The organism is Sphingomonas sp. IC081, assembly GCF_006874585.1.
Classification (GTDB): domain Bacteria; phylum Pseudomonadota; class Alphaproteobacteria; order Sphingomonadales; family Sphingomonadaceae; genus Novosphingobium.
The window spans coordinates 278,645-296,712 of sequence record NZ_CP029761.1 but is presented as its reverse complement, the minus strand read 5'-3'; the positions used below and the strand labels follow the sequence as shown (position 1 = coordinate 296,712).

At 60.9% G+C, this 18,068-nt stretch carries 13 protein-coding genes; 4 read left to right on the top strand and 9 right to left on the bottom strand.

The features are described from left to right. Positions 1 to 261: 261 nt before the first annotated feature. A complete protein-coding gene (locus DM450_RS01520) occupies positions 262 to 1,095 on the top strand; it encodes an IS5 family transposase (RefSeq protein ID WP_142632298.1) in 834 nt (277 codons plus the stop codon). A 432-nt stretch (positions 1,096 to 1,527) separates the two neighbouring features. Here the strand turns inward: DM450_RS01520 and DM450_RS01515 are convergent, their stop codons facing one another. The 4 genes from DM450_RS01515 to DM450_RS01500 all read right to left on the bottom strand — a co-directional run bounded on the left by DM450_RS01515 (position 1,528) and on the right by DM450_RS01500 (position 6,979). Further along, positions 1,528 to 2,688, bottom strand: coding sequence for a tetratricopeptide repeat protein (locus DM450_RS01515; protein ID WP_142632297.1), 1,161 nt, complete (start codon positions 2,686 to 2,688; stop codon positions 1,528 to 1,530). Between the two features lie 12 nt (positions 2,689 to 2,700). After that, on the bottom strand, positions 2,701 to 4,938 hold the full coding sequence (locus DM450_RS01510; protein WP_142632296.1) for a GumC family protein: 2,238 nt from the start codon (positions 4,936 to 4,938) through the stop codon (positions 2,701 to 2,703). A gap of 88 nt (positions 4,939 to 5,026) precedes the next feature. After that, positions 5,027 to 6,358: an O-antigen ligase family protein gene (locus DM450_RS01505; protein WP_142632295.1), complete on the bottom strand. Its 1,332-nt coding sequence runs from the start codon at positions 6,356 to 6,358 to the stop codon at positions 5,027 to 5,029. A gap of 357 nt (positions 6,359 to 6,715) precedes the next feature. Then, on the bottom strand, positions 6,716 to 6,979 hold the full coding sequence (locus DM450_RS01500; protein ID WP_142632294.1) for a hypothetical protein: 264 nt from the start codon (positions 6,977 to 6,979) through the stop codon (positions 6,716 to 6,718). 119 nt (positions 6,980 to 7,098) lie between these two features. Between DM450_RS01500 and DM450_RS01495 the strand changes: the two genes are divergently transcribed. Beyond that, positions 7,099 to 8,001 (top strand): M48 family metallopeptidase, encoded by a 903-nt coding sequence (locus tag DM450_RS01495; protein ID WP_185928674.1) that lies wholly within the window; start codon positions 7,099 to 7,101, stop codon positions 7,999 to 8,001. A gap of 148 nt (positions 8,002 to 8,149) precedes the next feature. Then, positions 8,150 to 8,857, top strand: coding sequence for a polysaccharide biosynthesis/export family protein (locus DM450_RS01490; protein ID WP_185928673.1), 708 nt, complete (start codon positions 8,150 to 8,152; stop codon positions 8,855 to 8,857). A gap of 159 nt (positions 8,858 to 9,016) precedes the next feature. Here DM450_RS01490 and DM450_RS01485 read toward each other — a convergent pair whose 3' ends face one another. Beyond that, positions 9,017 to 10,024: an NAD-dependent epimerase/dehydratase family protein gene (locus DM450_RS01485; RefSeq protein WP_142632291.1), complete on the bottom strand. Its 1,008-nt coding sequence runs from the start codon at positions 10,022 to 10,024 to the stop codon at positions 9,017 to 9,019. 278 nt (positions 10,025 to 10,302) lie between these two features. On the opposite strand from DM450_RS01485, the gene galE reads away from it, so the two are divergent. After that, positions 10,303 to 11,313, top strand: a complete 1,011-nt coding sequence (galE, locus tag DM450_RS01480) for a UDP-glucose 4-epimerase GalE (protein ID WP_142632290.1) — start codon at positions 10,303 to 10,305, stop codon at positions 11,311 to 11,313. Positions 11,314 to 11,568: 255 nt separating this feature from the next. Here galE and DM450_RS01475 read toward each other — a convergent pair whose 3' ends face one another. The 4 genes from DM450_RS01475 to DM450_RS01460 form a co-directional block, all read right to left on the bottom strand. Next, a complete protein-coding gene (locus DM450_RS01475) occupies positions 11,569 to 12,501 on the bottom strand; it encodes an IS5 family transposase (protein ID WP_142632289.1) in 933 nt (310 codons plus the stop codon). Between the two features lie 90 nt (positions 12,502 to 12,591). Next, entirely contained in the window at positions 12,592 to 15,726 is a 3,135-nt protein-coding gene (locus DM450_RS01470; protein WP_142632288.1) for an autotransporter domain-containing protein, read from the bottom strand. A gap of 48 nt (positions 15,727 to 15,774) precedes the next feature. After that, positions 15,775 to 16,740 (bottom strand): intradiol ring-cleavage dioxygenase, encoded by a 966-nt coding sequence (locus DM450_RS01465; protein ID WP_312846175.1) that lies wholly within the window; start codon positions 16,738 to 16,740, stop codon positions 15,775 to 15,777. A gap of 136 nt (positions 16,741 to 16,876) precedes the next feature. Continuing rightward, positions 16,877 to 17,671, bottom strand: coding sequence for a response regulator (locus DM450_RS01460; RefSeq protein WP_142632287.1), 795 nt, complete (start codon positions 17,669 to 17,671; stop codon positions 16,877 to 16,879). Positions 17,672 to 18,068: the final 397 nt, after the last annotated feature.

Sequence of the window (18,068 nt, the reverse complement as noted above, 5' to 3'; positions counted from 1 at the left end):
ATGCGGTGGATGCCTCCCTTCACCGGGCATTGTATGATGCTCAATGGCGCCATGGCGGCGCCCGAAGGAGGAGCATATGGCGAATGCACACATGCTGTCGATCGACCTGGCGAAGCGCAGCTTCCAAGTCTGCGCGACTGATCGAGCAGGGTCGGTTCTATATAACCGGACGATCTCCCGATCTAAGAGCCCGCCCCGAAAGTTGTTGAGCAATACCAGCATGTTGTGATTCACGCCGTCCTGCGAGAGATGGAGTGATCAATGGCATGGACTGGTATTGCCCGGCAGGAGCATAGCCGGAAGGGATTGCGCTATTCCAGTGATATGACGGACCGGGAGTGGGAATTGGCAGCGCCGTTTATCCCGCCAGCCAAGCGCGGAGGTCGACGTCGCACGACGGACATGCGCGAGGTGGTGAATGCCTTGCTTTACATCGCGGCAAGTGGCTGTGCCTGGAGGCTTCTGCCCAAATGCTTTCCGCCAGTCTCGACGGTGCAGCGCTATTTCTACGCTTGGCGCAACACCGGTCTGCTCGAGGCGATGAACACGGTGCTGGTGATGAACCTGCGCGAGATTGAAGGGCGCGAAGCCTCGCCGAGCGCCGGTATGATCGACAGCCAATCTGTGAAAACCACCGAGAGTGGCGGTCCTTGCGGCTATGACGCGGGCAAGAAGATCAAGGGCCGCAAGCGCCACATCCTGACGGACACCTGCGACTTTCTCATCTTCATCCTCGTCCACACCGCCGACATCCAGGACCGCGACGGTGCCGTCGATGTGCTCAAGGCCGTGCGCAAACGCTTCCCGTGGTTACGCCATGTCTTTGCCGATGGAGGCTATGCAGGCGACAAGCTCCGTGCAGCCCTCGTCGGATCGGGAAACTGGACGATCGAGATCATCAAGCGATCGGACAAGGCAAAGGGCTTCGAGCTTCTCCCGCGGCGATGGGTCGTCGAACGCACCTTTGCATGGCTTGGCCGATGCCGCCGCCTCGCCAAGGACTGGGAAACCACCATCGCATCGTCCACCGCATGGGCAACAATTGCCTCCATCCGCATGCTCACTCGCAGAACTGCAAGATATTGCTACGGTTGATGAACTTCTGAGTCAGACACTAAGAAGGCCCGTGTCGCACTTGCCCGTCGCCTTGCGGTCATCATGCATGCCATGCTGCGCGACGGCACTTTGTTCCAAGCGTGAAGTAGGATAGAATCTGTTTGCCAGGGGTGAAGCGTCAAAGCTGATCCGGGGGCGGTGTCCCGAGAGGGAACGCAGGGACGAACGATCTGCGAAGGTTACCGGATGGGCCACCAAGCCCGCTTCGAGTCAATGCAACGTTCGCCTCTGTGAGACCCGATACAGCACGACCAAGCTACGGCTCGGCCAGTGCGGACAGATCCATGAAACCCTCGAGGGATCACACCGCCTAGCTCCGCAATTACAGATCCTGAGCCTAGGCTTCGCCGCATAATCGTACAAAATCGAGCTCAAACTCTGAATAAAATCTTCCCACGCCCTCCCAAAAAATTAATTAATTACTATAAAATCCAGCTCGCCACTACCGGACCCCGCCTCAATTTCAAGCATTTGACTAACACACGCAGCCGATATACTAAACATCCGCCCCTCTTTTGTGAGAGTAAATTTTCCTATTTTCTTGTAATTTCCTTCAAGATCAAAACACATTATCATAACAGTGAGGCCGAGACCTATCGATGATTTCACCGCGTCACCCTCCGCCCTAACGAAGTGCTCCCCGGATGGTAACAGCAACATCCGCCTTGCAATCGGCTGACGGATTATTTCAGAATTAGAGAAATGCAAGGCGGTCTCGCCGCCTGCACGAGAAACTTCTTGGACGACACCTAGCCCAACGGGGTAACTCCAACCAAAGGGACCTACAAGTTCGTCAGTAGGCGTAAACCAGAGTTTTCCAACCCCCTGAGTTGCTACACCATTCGAAGTACTACCACCGCACGCTGCTTGCCACAACGCGTCAACAGCCTCTCCACGGCCACTGCGGATCGCGCTATTTGCACCATCAGACAGCAATGAACAGTCGAGCCGAGCACGCTGGCGCCGCAGCGTATGTGCCAGACTCCTTACCGACGAAGCATCAAGGGTGCGCGCCGACCAAAGCAGCAACCCATTGCTCCAGCTTGCCTCGGCGCGCAATTGCGCATTGAAGGCCCTTAGTCCTTCCTTGCGCGACAACACCGCGCCACTCAAAGCACGAAGCTCGTCGTTGTGCCCGCCCTTCCGCCAGAGCGCTAGGAGGCGCTGCGCCGCGATGTCCCAGTCGCCGCCTTGGACGGCCAACTGGACGAGGAGTGCCTGAGTGAAACTGTCACGCCAGCCGCGCTCAGCCGCCACCATTACAGCAGCAAGCGCGGACCGCTCACGACCGGCCGCCAGTTCACCCTGCGCGATCATCGCCATCCCTTCGGCCGGTATCGGACGGCGAGCCACCATCTCGCGCGCCAGTTGCAGGCCAGCAGCATTGTCTCCTCGCGCAAAGTCTCTACGCGCCAGGACTTCGAGCGCAAACCCGCGAAACAGAGGAGGGACGTACACCGCTAGCGGCTCATTGTACCTAGCCTCGCGATCCATTTCGCCCCCCACCGCTGCAATTGCAACGGTCACCCACAGCGAGAACCAAACCAACTTGCCAATAACTGTCATACGCACGCGACGTGCCTCTTAGTCCTCAGCCTGGCCATAAGTGTAGTAGCTATCGTAATAACTGTAGTTATCGCCCGAGTTCTTGGGATCGAAACGGTTGAGCACGACACCCAGGATCTTCGCATTGACAAGCTTGAGGCGGCGCAACGCCGACTTGAGCGCGCCGCGGTGGAACACCGAGGCGTCGATCACGAAGAGCACGCCGTCTGCATGGTTAGCAAGCAGCGCCGCATCCGACAAGCCCAGCAACGGCGGGCTGTCGATGATCACTAGGTCGTAGCGCGCACGCGCGTCCGCAACGAAGCGATTCACGCCCTCGCCGCCAAGCAGCAGCGCTGGATCTGGCGGCATCGGCAGTGCAGTCACGTAATTGAGATTCTCCACGTCCGTGGGAGCGACGATTTCGTCGAAAGTCTTCTGGTTGGTGAGATAGTCGGCCAATCCACGCTTGTTTCGCTCAGCCAGATAGCCGTGCAGGGTAGGACGACGAAGGTCGGCGTCTACCAGCAGGACGCGCTTGCCGAGGCGGGCCAAATCGCGTGCGATAGTACGCGAAGCGGTCGATTTACCTTCACCTTCGCGCGAACTGGTCACCATCAGCAATTCTGGCAAACCGTTGGCAGTGGAATAGCGCAGATTGGTGACCAGCGTGCTGTAAGCCTCGCCTACGCCCGACCTACGATCCTCCAGCGCATCGTTCACGTCGCGCTTGGGTTCCAGCGGGATGAGGCCGAGTAACGGCAGCCCGACCTTCACCTCAACGTCTTCCGGCGAGCGGATTGATCCATCGAAGACCTCGCGCAACAGCACAGCAGCGGCAGCTACCAGCAACCCCACGATAAACGAAAGAGCGATGTTAAGGATCAGCTTGGGGGACGAGGGCTCGGTCGGCACCTCGGCGCGATCAACAAGCGTAATGTTGTTGACCGCCGCACCTGCGATGGCATTGATCTGATTGTAGCGCGATAGAAGCGTATCATAGAGCGCCCGATTGGTATCGGCGATGCGCTTGAGCACCGAGTACTGGACCCCGCGGTCCTGCTCGTTCAACGCTTCGTTACGCAGCGAATCGACCTTGGCCATAAGCGATTGTTCGCGCTCGCTGGCGGACTGGTAATCGAGATAAGACGAACGCTTGATCGATTCCGCAATCACCCCGATGCGTCGGTCGAACTCGGCAAGCTGCGCCTTCTTCGCTTTCACCTGCGGAGCGTCATCGACATAACGCGAACGAGCGTCGGCCAGTTCAGCCTCAACGCGCGCCTTCTCGCCCACCAGCGCCTGAACCGCCTGGTTGCTGTTCACTTCGCTGATCGAGAGCGGCGCAGCCTTCGAGATCGCCTGCCAGCGATCCTGAGCCGCAATCCGATCCGCCGTCGCGCGCGAAGCCGCGTCGTTGAGTTGGACGAGCGTGCTTCCGGTCACCGAAAGCTCGGCTTCCGGTTTCGAGCTGTCCCCCTGGTTCGATACGCGGATCAGGCCAGCGGCACGGGCGTAACGATTGAGATCATGCTCGGATTGCGTCACTTTGGTGCGCGCTTGCTCAAGCTGATCGGCCAGGAACTTGCGCGCATAAGCGCTGCTCTCATACTTCTGACGCAAGTTGCCGTCTATGTAGCGTTCGGCAAACATGTTGGCGAGATTCGCCGCATATTCGGGGCTGCGGCTCTTGATGGTGATTGCGATGATACGGCTGTTCATCGGTAGCTTGACCGAAAGCGCTTCCGTCAGCGCGTCAATCGCCACGTCCTTGCGCGCATTGCCGTAAGCTTTCTTCGCGAAACCTTCGCGGGCCAGATCGTCGTCCGAGGGCATATCAACGCCCATCGCGGAATAGAAAGCCGCATCCTCATGGAAGCGCCCGGCTTCCACCACGCTGCGGGCGAGCGAACGGCTTTGCAAGATTCCCAACTGAGTCTGCAGGAAACGATCGGTATCCCAGGCGGCACCGGCCCTCTGCAGATCACTACCCTCGATGATCTGATCGGCCTGATCTTCGACGAGGACCTGGGCCTGAGAATCATACTTCGGAGTAATCAGCATCGTCACGATAGCGCCGAATACGACAACGCTCGCCACCGTTGCGGCGATCAGGAGTACATTTCGCCGAACTATCGCGATGACTTTCTTGAGAATCACTTCGAGGCTGGTATCAGCACCCCAACCGGCGAAATCACCTTCTTGCGAGCCCTCAGCAGATTGTAAGTCTTTCAAATTCAACCCCGCCATTCTTTCAAGCTCAATGACCTGCTGCATCGACAAGCGACCACTATCTTGGCTCCGCTATCGCCAATCCGACACGTCAAAATTTAAGGCCAGCCAGCCGACCTTAACTACATTCTTCTCACAAGGACCCAACAGCTTCTGTGCGCCGCCCCGAACGAACCGTCGTCGGCCCAGAATTGACAGGGCGGATGATCATGGCCAACATCAATCCAGCCACGCACAGGATCGCCTGACTGCGAAGCGGATAATCCAGAACCGACTGCATAAAGAGCATCACGAAAACAGCCCCTGGTGCCAAATCGATGATGCCACGACTGCTAACGGCCCGCAACATCGCCAAAACGATTACCGCCAACCATCCAATCAGCAGCGCGATACCGAAGACCCCCGATTCCAACGTCAGTTCCAGATAATCATTATGGGCACGCCCAGCACGATGAGGCGCAAGATTTTCCAGCGATTCGTCAACCTGAAAAACCTCATCAAAGGTCCCCACCCCACTACCAACGGGCCAATAGCGACGGATTGCCGACCGCGTATCGCTCCAAATCGCTGGACGCTCGTCGTTGAGGTTCTCGAAACGCGCAAAGCTCTGCTGGACACGATCGACTTGCGCGCCCCCCCACACTACACAGCCTAAACCTAGACAACTCAACAGCATGGCCATCCCGAAGCGCTTTCGGCCGACGCCATGCGCCATGACAAAATAAATCCGCACCAACAGGCAAACGAATGGCACCACCCCGATCAGCATACCCGATCGCGAACGAGTGAGAAACAGACCGATCAGAAGCAACAAGCCGCAACCCCCAGCCGAAAGCACAAGGCTCGGCCGCATCCTGACCTCCGGCATCGCGCAAATCAGAGCCACCAGAGCGATGTCAAGGAACAAGGCGGCGGTATTATGGTTTGCAAACGTGCCCTGCAAGTCCTGCGAACCGTAAGCCTCCGCAAAGAAAACGAACATCCGGTTCCCCGTAGCCAGTTGTGGCAATCCGATCAGCACACTGAGCGCACCAGCCATAGCGATCAATACTAGAAACTGGCGGCGGTGCTGCGCCGAGGACTCACGCGCGAGTATGAGAACCGCCAGCGGCGGCAGCATCGCCAGGAACGCCACGGCCGTCCGGCGCATATCGAGCGAGAACGGGAACCATTCATCCTGGCGTCCGATCAGCGTCAGCGACTGCTCCACCATCTCGCGCCCAGGCAGCGCCCGCCAGATCGACGGCGGCAGCGGTACGATCTGCAACAACGGCAGAAGCAAGGTCGCGACCACCAGCACCACAAAATACCGCGGCGAACGGCGCAGAAAATCGACAAAAGCCGATGCATTCACCGCGATCAATGCGATGGCCGCAAGCTGGACGAGGAGATTGTAAAGGCCCGCACCGCCGCCGCCGCCGCCAAAGATGACGCCTACCAGGACAAGCGCCATGGCCTGCGTCACGCGGCGCCCCTGCGCTTGCGACAACGCCCCCGCCAAGCCCGGAACGTGCCCGACAGCAGGACGGTTTTGCCTCCCACTAACAATTGGTGACCCAGACAGAGCTTCACCTCGAAAGTTAGAAAAATCGGCAGATCAGGGAGATCAGGTCGGAATCGCAACCATGACGGTTCCGACCTGATATCTCATCAGCACGCGAAAGAAGGAAACAGGGCCCTAGCGAAGGAAGATCCAGGCCAGACCACCCCATGCACAGAGCAACAAAACACCTAGTTTGCTCAAGAGCAAATTCCAAGGCGTCATGTAAAAAGCCCTGCCCTCGAATAAACGGGGGCAGGACCTTTCAGAAAGCCGAAGCGATCAAGCGCCGTTCGACTTGTTGTCGCTCTTGGCCGCTTCCACGATACCCCAGCCCGCGAGACCCAGAGCAACCGCACCGAGAATGAACACGCCCGGAGCAGCCTTCTGCTTGGCCTGAACCGGAGCCGAGCTACGCACGCCAGCCCCCGAAAGGCTTGCAGCCTTGGGCAGCGCAGCCGAAGCAGCAGTGCCGGCCTGCGCGGCGATCGGAGCGAAAAGGAGACCGGCAGCAGCCACCACCGGCATGACATTCTTGAGCTTCATGAAACCTCCATGACGTTACGTACTATAGACTAATAGCACTTATTCCTATACCGCAGCGCACAATGCAACGCAATATAATACCGACATTATTCAAGATCCCTGCGAGTTTGGTCGCATTCTTGGCGCTCTTCGTCGCACCGGTCACCGAAGCCGCCGAGGTCCATCCGTGGCCCGCCACGTTGCGCGAGCAGATGGCTCGAATCGCCGATATCGGCTTTCGCCTCGACCTTGCGGCAGCCCCGCTATGTCACTCAACAATGTCGGGAATCGGCCTCACTCTCGACCATATCGGCGCTTATCAAAAAAGCGATCAAGTCGCCGTCGCGCAGTTGCTCGGAATGAGCGATTCACCGCAGATTGCCGCCATCGCGAGCGGCAGTCCGGCTGATCTGGCCGGCCTGCGCGTCGGTGACGATCTGCTAGCCATCGACGGCGTGTCCACAGATTCGCTTTTCGCGGATACGCAGAATCCATCTTTGTTTTCCGACGCCCTGGAAGAACGTCTCGGGGCGACACCGCCCGGTCGCGCAATTCATCTGCGCCTGCGCCGCGGCGGTCAGGAACGCGAAGCGACCGTGCACCCCATCCCGATCTGCAGCGCCCGCTTCCTGATAAAGACAAACAAGGGCATAGATGCCTTCAGCGACAGCAAAAATGTTGCCATTTCCAGTAGCCTGATCGAATTTTCGCAAAACGACGACGAATTGGCCCTCGTTGCCGGGCATGAATTGGGACACGTCGTCAATCAGGATGGTGACGCAAGGGGACTGAACGACCGCCGCCGCATGGAAGATCGTGCCGACCTGCTCGGCGCCGGACTGGCCCGCTGCGCGGGCTACGACCCCGCCCGCGGGGTCGAATTCTGGTTGCGCTACAATGCCCAGGACTGGCTGCGCCTGTTCCGATCCCCCAGTCATCGATCGCCGAAATCACGAGTAAAATTGATGCGCGAGTATGCCCTGAACGGCCCCTGTCCTCCGACCGTCGGACTTGTCGGACAGGTCGCCGGTAACGGGCGCTGACAGCTTGGCAGCCCTCGGCAAGATGTCTAGTCAGGGTATCCGACAAGTTCGGAAGCCGAATTGGACGCTCCCTCACAGCTTTATCAACCGGGCACACCGTGGCTGCCCGGTTCCGAAAATCCGCTTACGGTCATGGAGACACCCGAAAGTGCACAGTTCACCTAAGTCCCTCGGCCTCGCCGTGCTGCTCGCCGGCACATTCATGTCAGGCTGCACGTCAACAACGCACAATCCGAACCTCCCCCGGGGCGCGGCAGCCTACGAGGTCATTCCCCCAACGGTCAGCCAACCGAGCACTTACAGCATCGTGCCGGCCGATACCCTGCAAGTGCGAGTTGTCGGCGAACCCGATCTTTCGGTCGAAAAGGCCCTGGTCGATGATGCCGGCTTCATCCACGTGCCCGTGGCCGGGGAAATCAAGGCAGCCGGGCGAAGCGCGCCCGAAGTCGCCAACGACATCACCGAGCGACTGCGCCGCAAGTACATGCGCGATCCGCAAGTCGCCGTTTCGGTCGATGAACTGGCACTGCGCTACGTCTCGGTGGAAGGCGAGGTCAACAAGCCCGGCGTCTATGAACTGTCGAAGAATGCCACATTGCTTTCGGCGATCGCGCGAGCAGAAAGTCCGCTGGTCACGGCCAAGCTCGACGAAGTGGTGATTTTCCGCACGATCAACGGCCAGCGCATGGCCGCACGCTTCAACCTCAAGGACATCCGCACCGGCGTCGCGCCCGATCCCGTCATTCTGGATGGCGACGTCGTGATGATCGGCAACTCCGTCATCAAGGGCCTGTGGCAGGACTTCCTGAAGGCCGCGCCAGTGTTCAACGCCTTTGCGGTCATCAGCCGCAACTAAATCCAGGTGCGATCACCTTCTGCTTCGGACAGCGCGAAAGGCCACAGTCCTGAGGCCATTGATCCGAAGACGTGAGACCGTTGATCCGATGCATTCGGATCAACGGTTCCGCCTCCCCTACCCGGGCGGCGCCCCATTGTGCCAGCAGGCGCTTGTCCTTCAGATGCCCGCGTAATCGCGATACCATTCCACGAACCGCGGCACTCCGATTTCGATGGGCGTGGACGGCGCATAGCCAGTGTCGTGCGTGAGCGCGGCAATGTCCGCAAACGTGGCATGAACGTCGCCCGGCTGCATCGGCAGCAGATCAAGCACGGCCTTCACGCCGCAGGCCTCCTCCAGCACTTCGATCAGCCGCATCAGATGCTCGCTGCGGTTGTTGCCGATGTTGTAAAGCGCATGCGGCTTGACGCTGCCGCCAGCCTTGGGCGCTCCGTCATCGACGGGAGGCCGGTCGAGACACGCCAAAACCCCGGCCACGATGTCATCGATATAGGTGAAGTCCCGATACATCTCGCCGTTGTTGAAGACCTCGATCGGACGTGCGGACAGCATGCGCTCGGTAAACTTCCAAAGCGCCATGTCGGGACGCCCCCAGGGGCCGTAGACCGTAAAGAAGCGAAGCCCCGTCAAGGGGATACGGAACAGGTGAGCATATGTCTCGCTCATCAGTTCATCGGCCTTCTTGGTGGCCGCATAGAGCGAAACCGGATGATCGACCCGGTCCTCGACCGCAAAGGGCAGCCTTTCGTTGCCACCGTAGACCGAACTCGAACTGGCATAGACCATGTGCTCGACCTTTCGGGCGCGGGCGATCTCCAGCATGTTGACGTGGCCGGCCAGGTTGGAGGCCACGTAGGCCTGCGGGTTTTCCAGCGAGTAGCGCACGCCCGCCTGCGCGCCGAGATGGACGATCCGGTCGAAGCGATGCGGCTCAAGCGCCCTCGCCAGCGGGTCCATGTCGGCAAAATCGAGCCGGAGGAACGTAAACAGGTTACCGTGACGGGCGTGCAACCGGTCGCGCCGCGCTTCCTTGAGCGAGACCGCATAGTAATCGTTCATCGAATCGATGCCGATCACCGGGATTCCCCGCACCATCAGGGCATCGGCGACCGCCGCCCCGATAAAACCCGCAGCGCCGGTCACGATCGTCGGATAGTGGGACAAACTCGAATACTCCGGTCAGGTTCAGTCGCAGGCCGATCGCTTTTGCGCCAAGCGCCTCGGGGCAGCAAGGCCATGCGACTTCGATACGCGATTGCGGCATGCGACGGCAGAAATAGAAGCCGCCAGTCGTGAATAAACATTACGAATTCATGGCTATTGGCGCAGGCTTGAAGTATTTGACGCGGCGCAGCACGTTGCCATACGGCAATGATCGGTACTCGTGGAAACCGGCGCGCGGACATCGGCCGCAAGATGCCGACAGGAACGAACGGAGAAATATGAGCAGCAAGCTTCCCGTCCTCGTCACCGGTGGCGCCGGCTATATCGGCAGCCACGCGGTGCTCGCACTCAAGGACGCCGGCTGGCCGGTCACCGTCATCGACAATCTGGTCACCGGCTTCCGCTTCGCCGTGCCCGAAGGTGTCGCGCTCTATGAAGGCGATATCGAGGACAGCGCGTTGCTTGCACGCATATTCGCGGAACAGGGAATCCAGGCGATCATGCATTTCGCGGGCTCGGTCGTTGTCCCGGAATCGGTCGATAACCCGCTGAAATATTATTACAACAATACGGCCAAGAGCCGCAGCCTGATCGAAGCGGCAGTCAAGGCCGGGGTGCCGCATTTCATCTTCAGTTCGACCGCGGCAACCTACGGCATACCCGAAGTCTCGCCGGTGCAAGAGGACAGTCCCAAGCTTCCGATCAATCCCTACGGCATGTCCAAGCTGATGACCGAAATCATGCTGGGCGATGTCTCCCGCGCCCATCCGCTCAACTTCTGCGCACTGCGCTACTTCAATGTGGCCGGCGCCGATCCGCAGGCGCGCACCGGCCAGTCCACCGCCGGCGCCACGCATCTCATCAAGGTCGCCGTCGAGGCCGCGCTGGGCAAGCGCAGCCATGTCTCGGTGTTCGGCACCGATTTCGACACGCCCGACGGAACCGGCGTGCGTGACTACATCCATGTCTCCGACCTTGCCGCCGCGCACGTGCTGGCGCTTGAGGCCCTGATCGCCGAGCCCACCCGGTCACTGACGATGAATTGCGGCTACGGCCGCGGCTTCTCCGTGCTTGACGTGCTCGACGCGGTGGACCGCGTCACCAACCTCCAGATCGAGCGCCGCATCGAAGGGCGCCGCGCCGGCGATCCCGATGCACTGATCTCGGACAACAGCCGGATCAAGGCCACCCTGCCCTGGCAGCCGCGCTACGCCGACCTGCCAACCATCGTCGAGCATGCCCTCGCCTGGGAACGCAAGTTGAGCGAGATTCGCGCAGAGCCGGCCTGAAACGGCCCGCCTGAGCGAATGAACAAAAGCGCGTGGCCGGACCCAAGTCCGACCACGCGCTTTTGTTTTCGTTGCATCGCACCCTCCGGCGGCGCCATGCCGCCAGAGGGATCTATACCAAGCTGCGTGGAGCTTGACTCATCGCAGGCTGGTTAAGCCCGCGCGGCGCCTGACCGTACCAAGCTGCTGATGCGTCAGCATGGCTTTGTTGTACAAATCTATCGCAGGTCAGCAGTCATCCTTTGAAGGCATCGATCACGCGACACGCTGAGTTTGGGGCCTTCCGAGTGCGGTGAAGTGGTTGAGGATGGCGGCGCGGATTTGCATTTCGGCGACCTGACGATCGAAGTCTCGAGCCATGATGCGTTCCCCCAGCAGCTTGAAGCAATGCATCTTCGTTTCAACCAGACTGCGCTGATGATAGCCGCTCCATCGCTTCCAGATTGCCCTGCCGAACCGCCGGCTTGAGCGAACGATTTCATTTCGGGCGGCAAGGCCCGGCGTATTTTCGGGCCAGGCTTTTGCATTGCCGCGGGCGGGGATGATCGCACAGGCATTGCGCGCGGCAATGGCTTCGTGACAGGCCCTTGTGTCAAAAGCGCCATCGGCGCTGACGGTCGCGATCGCTTGGCCGGGTGGTATCTGCTCCAGCAGTTCGGGAAGCATGGGCGCATCGCCAACCCGGCTCCCGGTCACTTCGATGGCGCGGATTTCCAACGACCCGGCGTCCACGCCCAGGTGGACCTTTCGCCACTGGCGGCGTTTGGAAGGACCATGCTTGCGTCTGCACCATTCCCCGTCACCCACCGCCTTGATGCCCGTGCTGTCGATCAACAGGTGCAACGGCGCGGAACTGGGCTGACAGGGGATCTCGACAAGCAGGGTCTTCTGCCTCCGACTCAAAGTGCTGAAATCCGGCACTGGCCAATCAAGCCCTGCCATATTGAGAAGGCTGGCGACCATGCCTGTGGTCTGGCGCAAGGGAAGCTTGAACACGCCCTTCAGCGTTAGGCAGGCCTGGATCGCGGCATCCGAGAACATAGGCTGCCGCCCGCGCTTGCCGGTCGGCGCGGACAGCCACTGCATCCCAGGATCAAACCAGACCTGAAGCGAACCTCTCTGCGCCAACGCTGCGTTGTAGGACTTCCAGTTTGTCGTGCGGTAACGGGCGCGGAGTGGTTTGCTCATCGTCGCTCCGTAACCTCATGGATTCACAAACGGAATCCCTTGGGCATTTGCGCAACAAAGCCCGTCAGCATCACGGCAGCTTGGAATTCATCAGAACGCGACACTGAGCGAGGCGCGCAGCGAATAGGACGTGTTGGTGCTCGACTGTTCGGTCCGGGCCGCGATCTTCCACGTGAAGTCGTAGCCGCCCGCCAGCACCGCGGCTTCACCGATCCACGCGCCCTTGAGGCTTTCCGGCGTGATCGTGAAGCTCTCGCCCGCATCGTAGCTGTCGCCGCCGTTGAAATAGGCGGTCGTGCTGCCGAGGTTGCCGGCCAGGATCTCGCGGCGTCCAGCCTCGAACTGGAAGGTCAGCGGGTGCCAGTCGGGCGAGATCGAACCCAGCGAGTACGAGGCGGTCAGCGTCGGCGTGACAGTGGTCTCCTTGCTGGTCCGGCTCGCGACGGTCAGCGCCATGGCATCGCTGTCGGCGGTTTCGCTGTAGCCGTTTTCCTTCAGCCAGTACTGCTCCAGTTCCAGCTTGGGCTTGAGGAACAGGCGGCGCGACATCTGGAACTTGTACGAAGCCCCGGCGAGGCCGGAGAGCAGCCAGCCGTTCCACTTGCCATCGGCATCATACGTGAAATCGGTATCGTCGATGGTGCCAGTATAGGTGCGCGTCGAATCGATCGAGATGCGCGAGGCCCCCAGACGGGCCCAGGCCATCAGCGGGCCCGAGGCGGTGCGCCAGAACACGCCAAAGTCGTGCTGGCCGACATCGAGATTTCCGCTGCCGCCGTTGTCCTTCACATTGCCCTGAAGCCAGGCATAGGACACGCCCACGTAACCGATATCGAGGTGCCGCTCGAACCCGGCCGAGATGCCCCAGCCGCTGCTCTTGTAGCCAGCGGTGCTGCCCGCATCCTTGCTGTTGCGCCAGTAGAGCGGCTCCAGCCAGCCGCCGACGTCTGAGATATCGAACATCGTCGTCTCGTCGGAAAGGTGGCGTGCGACAAGACGGTCGGCAGTGGTGACCGCATCGAAGATGCCACCCGCATGGTCGGGCAGCAGCGCCGAAACCTGCTTCTGCAGAGTCGCCGAATCCTCGACCTGCAACAGGCTCTCGGTGATCTCGTCGTCGTTCTGGGCCGTCTGGTAGATGGCGTTCCAGCCTGACGCCTCGCTCTTGGTCAGGCCGAGTTCGTCGGTCGTCTTGCGCTCGATGGTCAGGTAGATGTTGTTGGCATCGCTCGTGACATCGCCGTTGTAGATGAACGGCAGGTCGGTGTCGGTCGAATCGAGCGAGCCTTCCACGTTGAGGTTGTCGGCGGTGAGGACCGTGTAGGTTCCCTCGGCGGTGCCGAGATCGGACACCGTCGCGGTGACCTTGGCGCCATCTTCCAGCGTGGCATTGGTCACGGTGAAGAGCGAGCTCTTGCCGTCCTCCACATAGACGCCGAGCGATCCGCCGGACGCCACCGTCAGCGTACCGAAGCTGCTGGTATCAGTATCGTTGGCCGTCAGCTTGGCGCCGCTGTTGACGGTCACGGCAAGGTTGTCGGCATCCGAGAAGGTGCCCGAATAGACCGACGAATCCGAAAGCGTCAGCGTGCCGGTCTCGCCGGCAAAGTCCATGTTGCCGGTGAACGTGGACGTCCCCGCGAGCGAAGCCGTCGCTGTTCCGGTGCCGAAGTAGAGGTCGCCGGTATAGGCCGCGTTGCCCGAGAGCGAGAAAGTATCGTCGCCTGCACCGAAGTAGGTGTCGCCGATGATGGTGCCGGTCGACGCGCTCAGCGTATCGTTGCCCGAGCCCAGGAGAATGTTGCCCTTGATGCTGGCGTAGACCGTCGGGTCGGTATCGGTGTCGTTGTCCTCGAGATACTCCGCACTGGTCTCGGCGTCGTCGTCGTTGAGGTACTGGTTGACCGTTACGCCGGTGGTGTTGGCTGACAGGTCGATCGCGGTCAGCGTGTCGGTGCTCGAACCGGTGGCCGAAATGTAGCCGGTGTTGTTGATCGTCGTCAGCGTGCCGGACAAGTCGCGGATCGCGGTCGCGACACCTTCGCCCGGGGAGGAGATTACCGCCGCAATCGTGCCCGAGTTGTACAGGCTGGTGACCGAACTGCCCTCGTTGATGAGCAGCGCGGTGGCTTCCGAATCGTAGGTGGTGGCGCTCAGGGTACCGGTCACGCCGATGCCGTCGGTGAAAGTGACGTTGCCCCCCTGGCCGCCGATCACCACCCCGTAGGCATTCGTCTTGGAATAGTACGAATTGGCGCTTACGGTCCCGTCGATCGCCAGCGAATACGTGCCCGAATTGCTGGAAACCCCGCCGATCGTGATATCGCTGGTTCCGCCGATCTGGATCGCCGGCGAAGTTCCGTAGGACGTGATCGAACCGGTGCCGGTGTCATCGTCATCATCGTCGGGATCGGGCGCCGTCACGTAGATGCCGCCATCCACGTTGCCGTTGATCTCCACCGCTGCCGCGCCCGTTCGCAGCGCGGCGCGGGAAAGCACGAGGGTGTCGCCGTCGTCATCGGTGAAGGACGTGGCCTGGGAAACGGCGCCCTCGATGATCACCGAGCCCGAAACATCGCCATTGACGACCAGGTCCTGCGCCCCTGCCCCCACCACGGTGACGGTACCGTCGAGGGTTATGTCGCCGTCGACCGCCTGCGTCGAGATGCCGACCGAATTGTCACCGAGCACCTTGATGGTCCCGGTATTGGTGATGTTGCCGACATAGTCCGAATCGACCACGATGCCGCCCGAGTTCAACCCTTCGACCGTGATCACGCCGGCATTGCTGATGGAGCCGCTGGTGGTCGCCCCCGAAAGCACATGAATGCCGTAACGGTTGCTTGCCGATGCAATGGCGCCGTCCGCGTAACCGTCGCTGTTGTCGTCGTCCGGAACGAAGTCTTCCTTGACGGCGATGGTCGCATCCTCGCCCACCGTCACGGTCGAGGTGGTGCCGGCATTGACGGCGATGCCGGTCGCACCGTCCGCGCCACCCAGCGCGAGCCCGCCTTCGACGTCGACGGCATTGTTGCTGTCGACGGTGATGGCATTACCGCTGGACAGCGTGATCGTGCCGGCGTCGGTGACGGTGACGTCGCCTGCGGTAGAGGTCACTTGCGCCGTGGTCGTGTCGGTCTTGACAGTGGTGGCGGCAAGGGTCGGGCTGGCGACGAGAGCCAGCACCAGCGCCCCCAGGCTGGTCGATGAATGAAGCGAATTCATAATGTTAATCGCACTCTTTCTTGGAGAAAATCGAATGCCGGGGGCCGGTCAGGTGGCGATGCCGATCAGCGCACTGCCGGTGTATCCGGCCGATACGCTACCGGTGAGGCTCGGGGTCATCTGGGCCAACTGCGCCGAGGTGTTGTCGCCGAACACGTTATCGGACGAGAGCGAGATCGCGTTGTAGTTGGCGATGCTCGAGGTGTAGCGCGTGTCGCCCGAATAGATCGCGGTGTTGACCGCAGCCGGCATCGCCAGCTGCGAGATCAGGCTCGCAGTCCGGCCGGTGCTGGTGCTGGCAAGACCATCTGTGAAGATCTCGAAGTGAATGTGCGGCCAGCGGCCCGAATAGCACCCGGGGTAGATCGTCGTGAACGTGACCTTGCCCTCGCTGTCGGTGACCTGCACCCCGCGAAGGTAGCTTTCGGTGGTTATGCCGCTTGAATAGAGCGAATAGCGGCCATAGGCATCGCAGTGCCAGATGTAGATGGCCGCCCCTGCGATGGCCGAACAGCCGTTGTTGACGTCGACCAGCTGCAGCGTGATGTCGAGCTGGACGCCGGTGGCCGTCGTGGTCGAATTGATGAAGCTGGAGCGGATGTCAGAGCGCTCGACACCGCTGACCGTCAGGACGTTCGAGGTCGAGCCGCTCGAAGAGTTGGTGCCGTCGGCCGGATAGGGTCCATTGGTTTCGGAAGCGTCGGCGACACAGGAGGACGAGGTATCGCCAGAGGTCGACGAAGTGCTGGTCGTCGAACTGCCGGTGGTGGAGCCTGAGGACGAGGATGTCGACGTGGTCGACGAAGTGGAACTCGAAGAACCGGAGCTCGAACCCGATGAATCGTCGCCGCCGCAGGCCGCCACCGTCACTGCCGTACCGGCACTGGCCAGGAACGCCAGCGCGCGCCGCCGCCCCATCAGCCTTTCGCGAATTACGCCGAGATCGTGAACCAGCCCGCGGTCATGATCGTCAACGCCCTGCTCCCGGCCTTCCGGCCCCTCTCCGTGATGCACCAAGACAATCTCCCTCGCGTTCGCACCGCCCCGACCGGATTGGGTCGGGCCACGGGACACTCGGGAGCAGGACTGGAAGCCGGCCTTTGCGGCAAGATTTCACAAGAATTTCAACAGTATAACCAAATATTTCGGTCTACTGCGCATTCCCTCCGGGCACGACAGCAGGAATCACGGAAGGGACGAACAGATACCCTTCGTTGCGCACGGTACGAATGATGTCGCCGCCGCCGTCGCCATCGGCGAGCTTGCGGCGCAGGCGCGAGAGCTGGACATCGATCGCCCGGTCGTAAAGCTCGCTGTCCTCGCCGCGCGACCAGTCGAGCAATTGATCACGGGTCAGAACCCGGCGCGGATGCTCGGCAAACGCGCGAAGCAGGCGGAATTCGCCATCGGAAAGGGAAATGAGCTTGCCGGTCGGATCAAACAGCAGGCGCAGGCCCAGATCCATGCGCCAGCCGGCGAACCGCAGGACTTCTCCGGAATTCACGTCTTCGGCGACCGGGACAAATTCGCTGCGGTCGGACACGATCGTGAGCACGGGCGCCGACGCCCCCTGAACCGGGGCACGGCGGCGCAGCACGGTGCGAATGCGCGCCAGAAGCTCCCTGGGGTTGCAGGGCTTGGCAAGGTAGTCGTCCGCGCCCATCTCGAGCCCGACAATACGATCCACATCGCTGCCCACCGCCGAAAGCATGATAACAGGCGGCGCATCAGGCCCGAGCTGGCGCAAGGCGGTCAGGCCATCCTCGCGCGGCATCATCACGTCGAGCACGATCAGGTCAAAGCGCTCCTGCGCCAGCAAGGCGCGCATGGCTTCGGGATCGGCCGCCGTTTCGGTTGCATATCCATGCTTGCCGAGAAACTCGCCGATCAGCGAACGAATGCCTTCATCGTCATCAACGATGAGAATGCGGGTCTGCAGGTCCATCGAGGGTTGTTCTAGGATCATTGCACCCCAATAGAAACCCCGTGTTCCAGTCGCATTTCAGCCGGATCGGCAAATTGCAACATCCTGCAACATGACTGCAACCACAGCGAAATCGCCGAGCAAACTCCAGCGGCGACCTAGCCTCCCATGAACTATCCAGTTCGCCAGGTCTCGACCCACGGGGCAGGCGGCCTCGGGTTACCGGCATCCCCCGCCGCGCCCGAACGCCACCAGCCTGCCTTTTGGGCAACCGGCAACGCCGTCCGTCACGCTACCGCCAAGGCGCCGGACGGTGCCGGGGCCACCGACGCCGCAGGTCACGTAGTCGCACCCGCCCTGCCCGTCGGTGGTCCCGGATTTTTCCGAGCCACATCGCACACGCTCGGTTCATCTTCAT

Bases quoted from the DNA above. Each gene is read 5' to 3' on its own strand.
- DM450_RS01475 (WP_142632289.1), bottom strand. From the start codon at position 12,501: ATGAGCAAACCACTCCGCGCCCGTTACCGCACGACAAACTGGAAGTCC.
- DM450_RS01520 (WP_142632298.1), top strand. From the start codon at position 262: ATGGCATGGACTGGTATTGCCCGGCAGGAGCATAGCCGGAAGGGATTG.
- DM450_RS01460 (WP_142632287.1), bottom strand. From the start codon at position 17,671: ATGGACCTGCAGACCCGCATTCTCATCGTTGATGACGATGAAGGCATT.
- galE (WP_142632290.1), top strand. From the start codon at position 10,303: ATGAGCAGCAAGCTTCCCGTCCTCGTCACCGGTGGCGCCGGCTATATC.
- DM450_RS01500 (WP_142632294.1), bottom strand. From the start codon at position 6,979: ATGAAGCTCAAGAATGTCATGCCGGTGGTGGCTGCTGCCGGTCTCCTT.
- DM450_RS01470 (WP_142632288.1), bottom strand. From the start codon at position 15,726: ATGAATTCGCTTCATTCATCGACCAGCCTGGGGGCGCTGGTGCTGGCT.
- DM450_RS01510 (WP_142632296.1), bottom strand. From the start codon at position 4,938: ATGCAGCAGGTCATTGAGCTTGAAAGAATGGCGGGGTTGAATTTGAAA.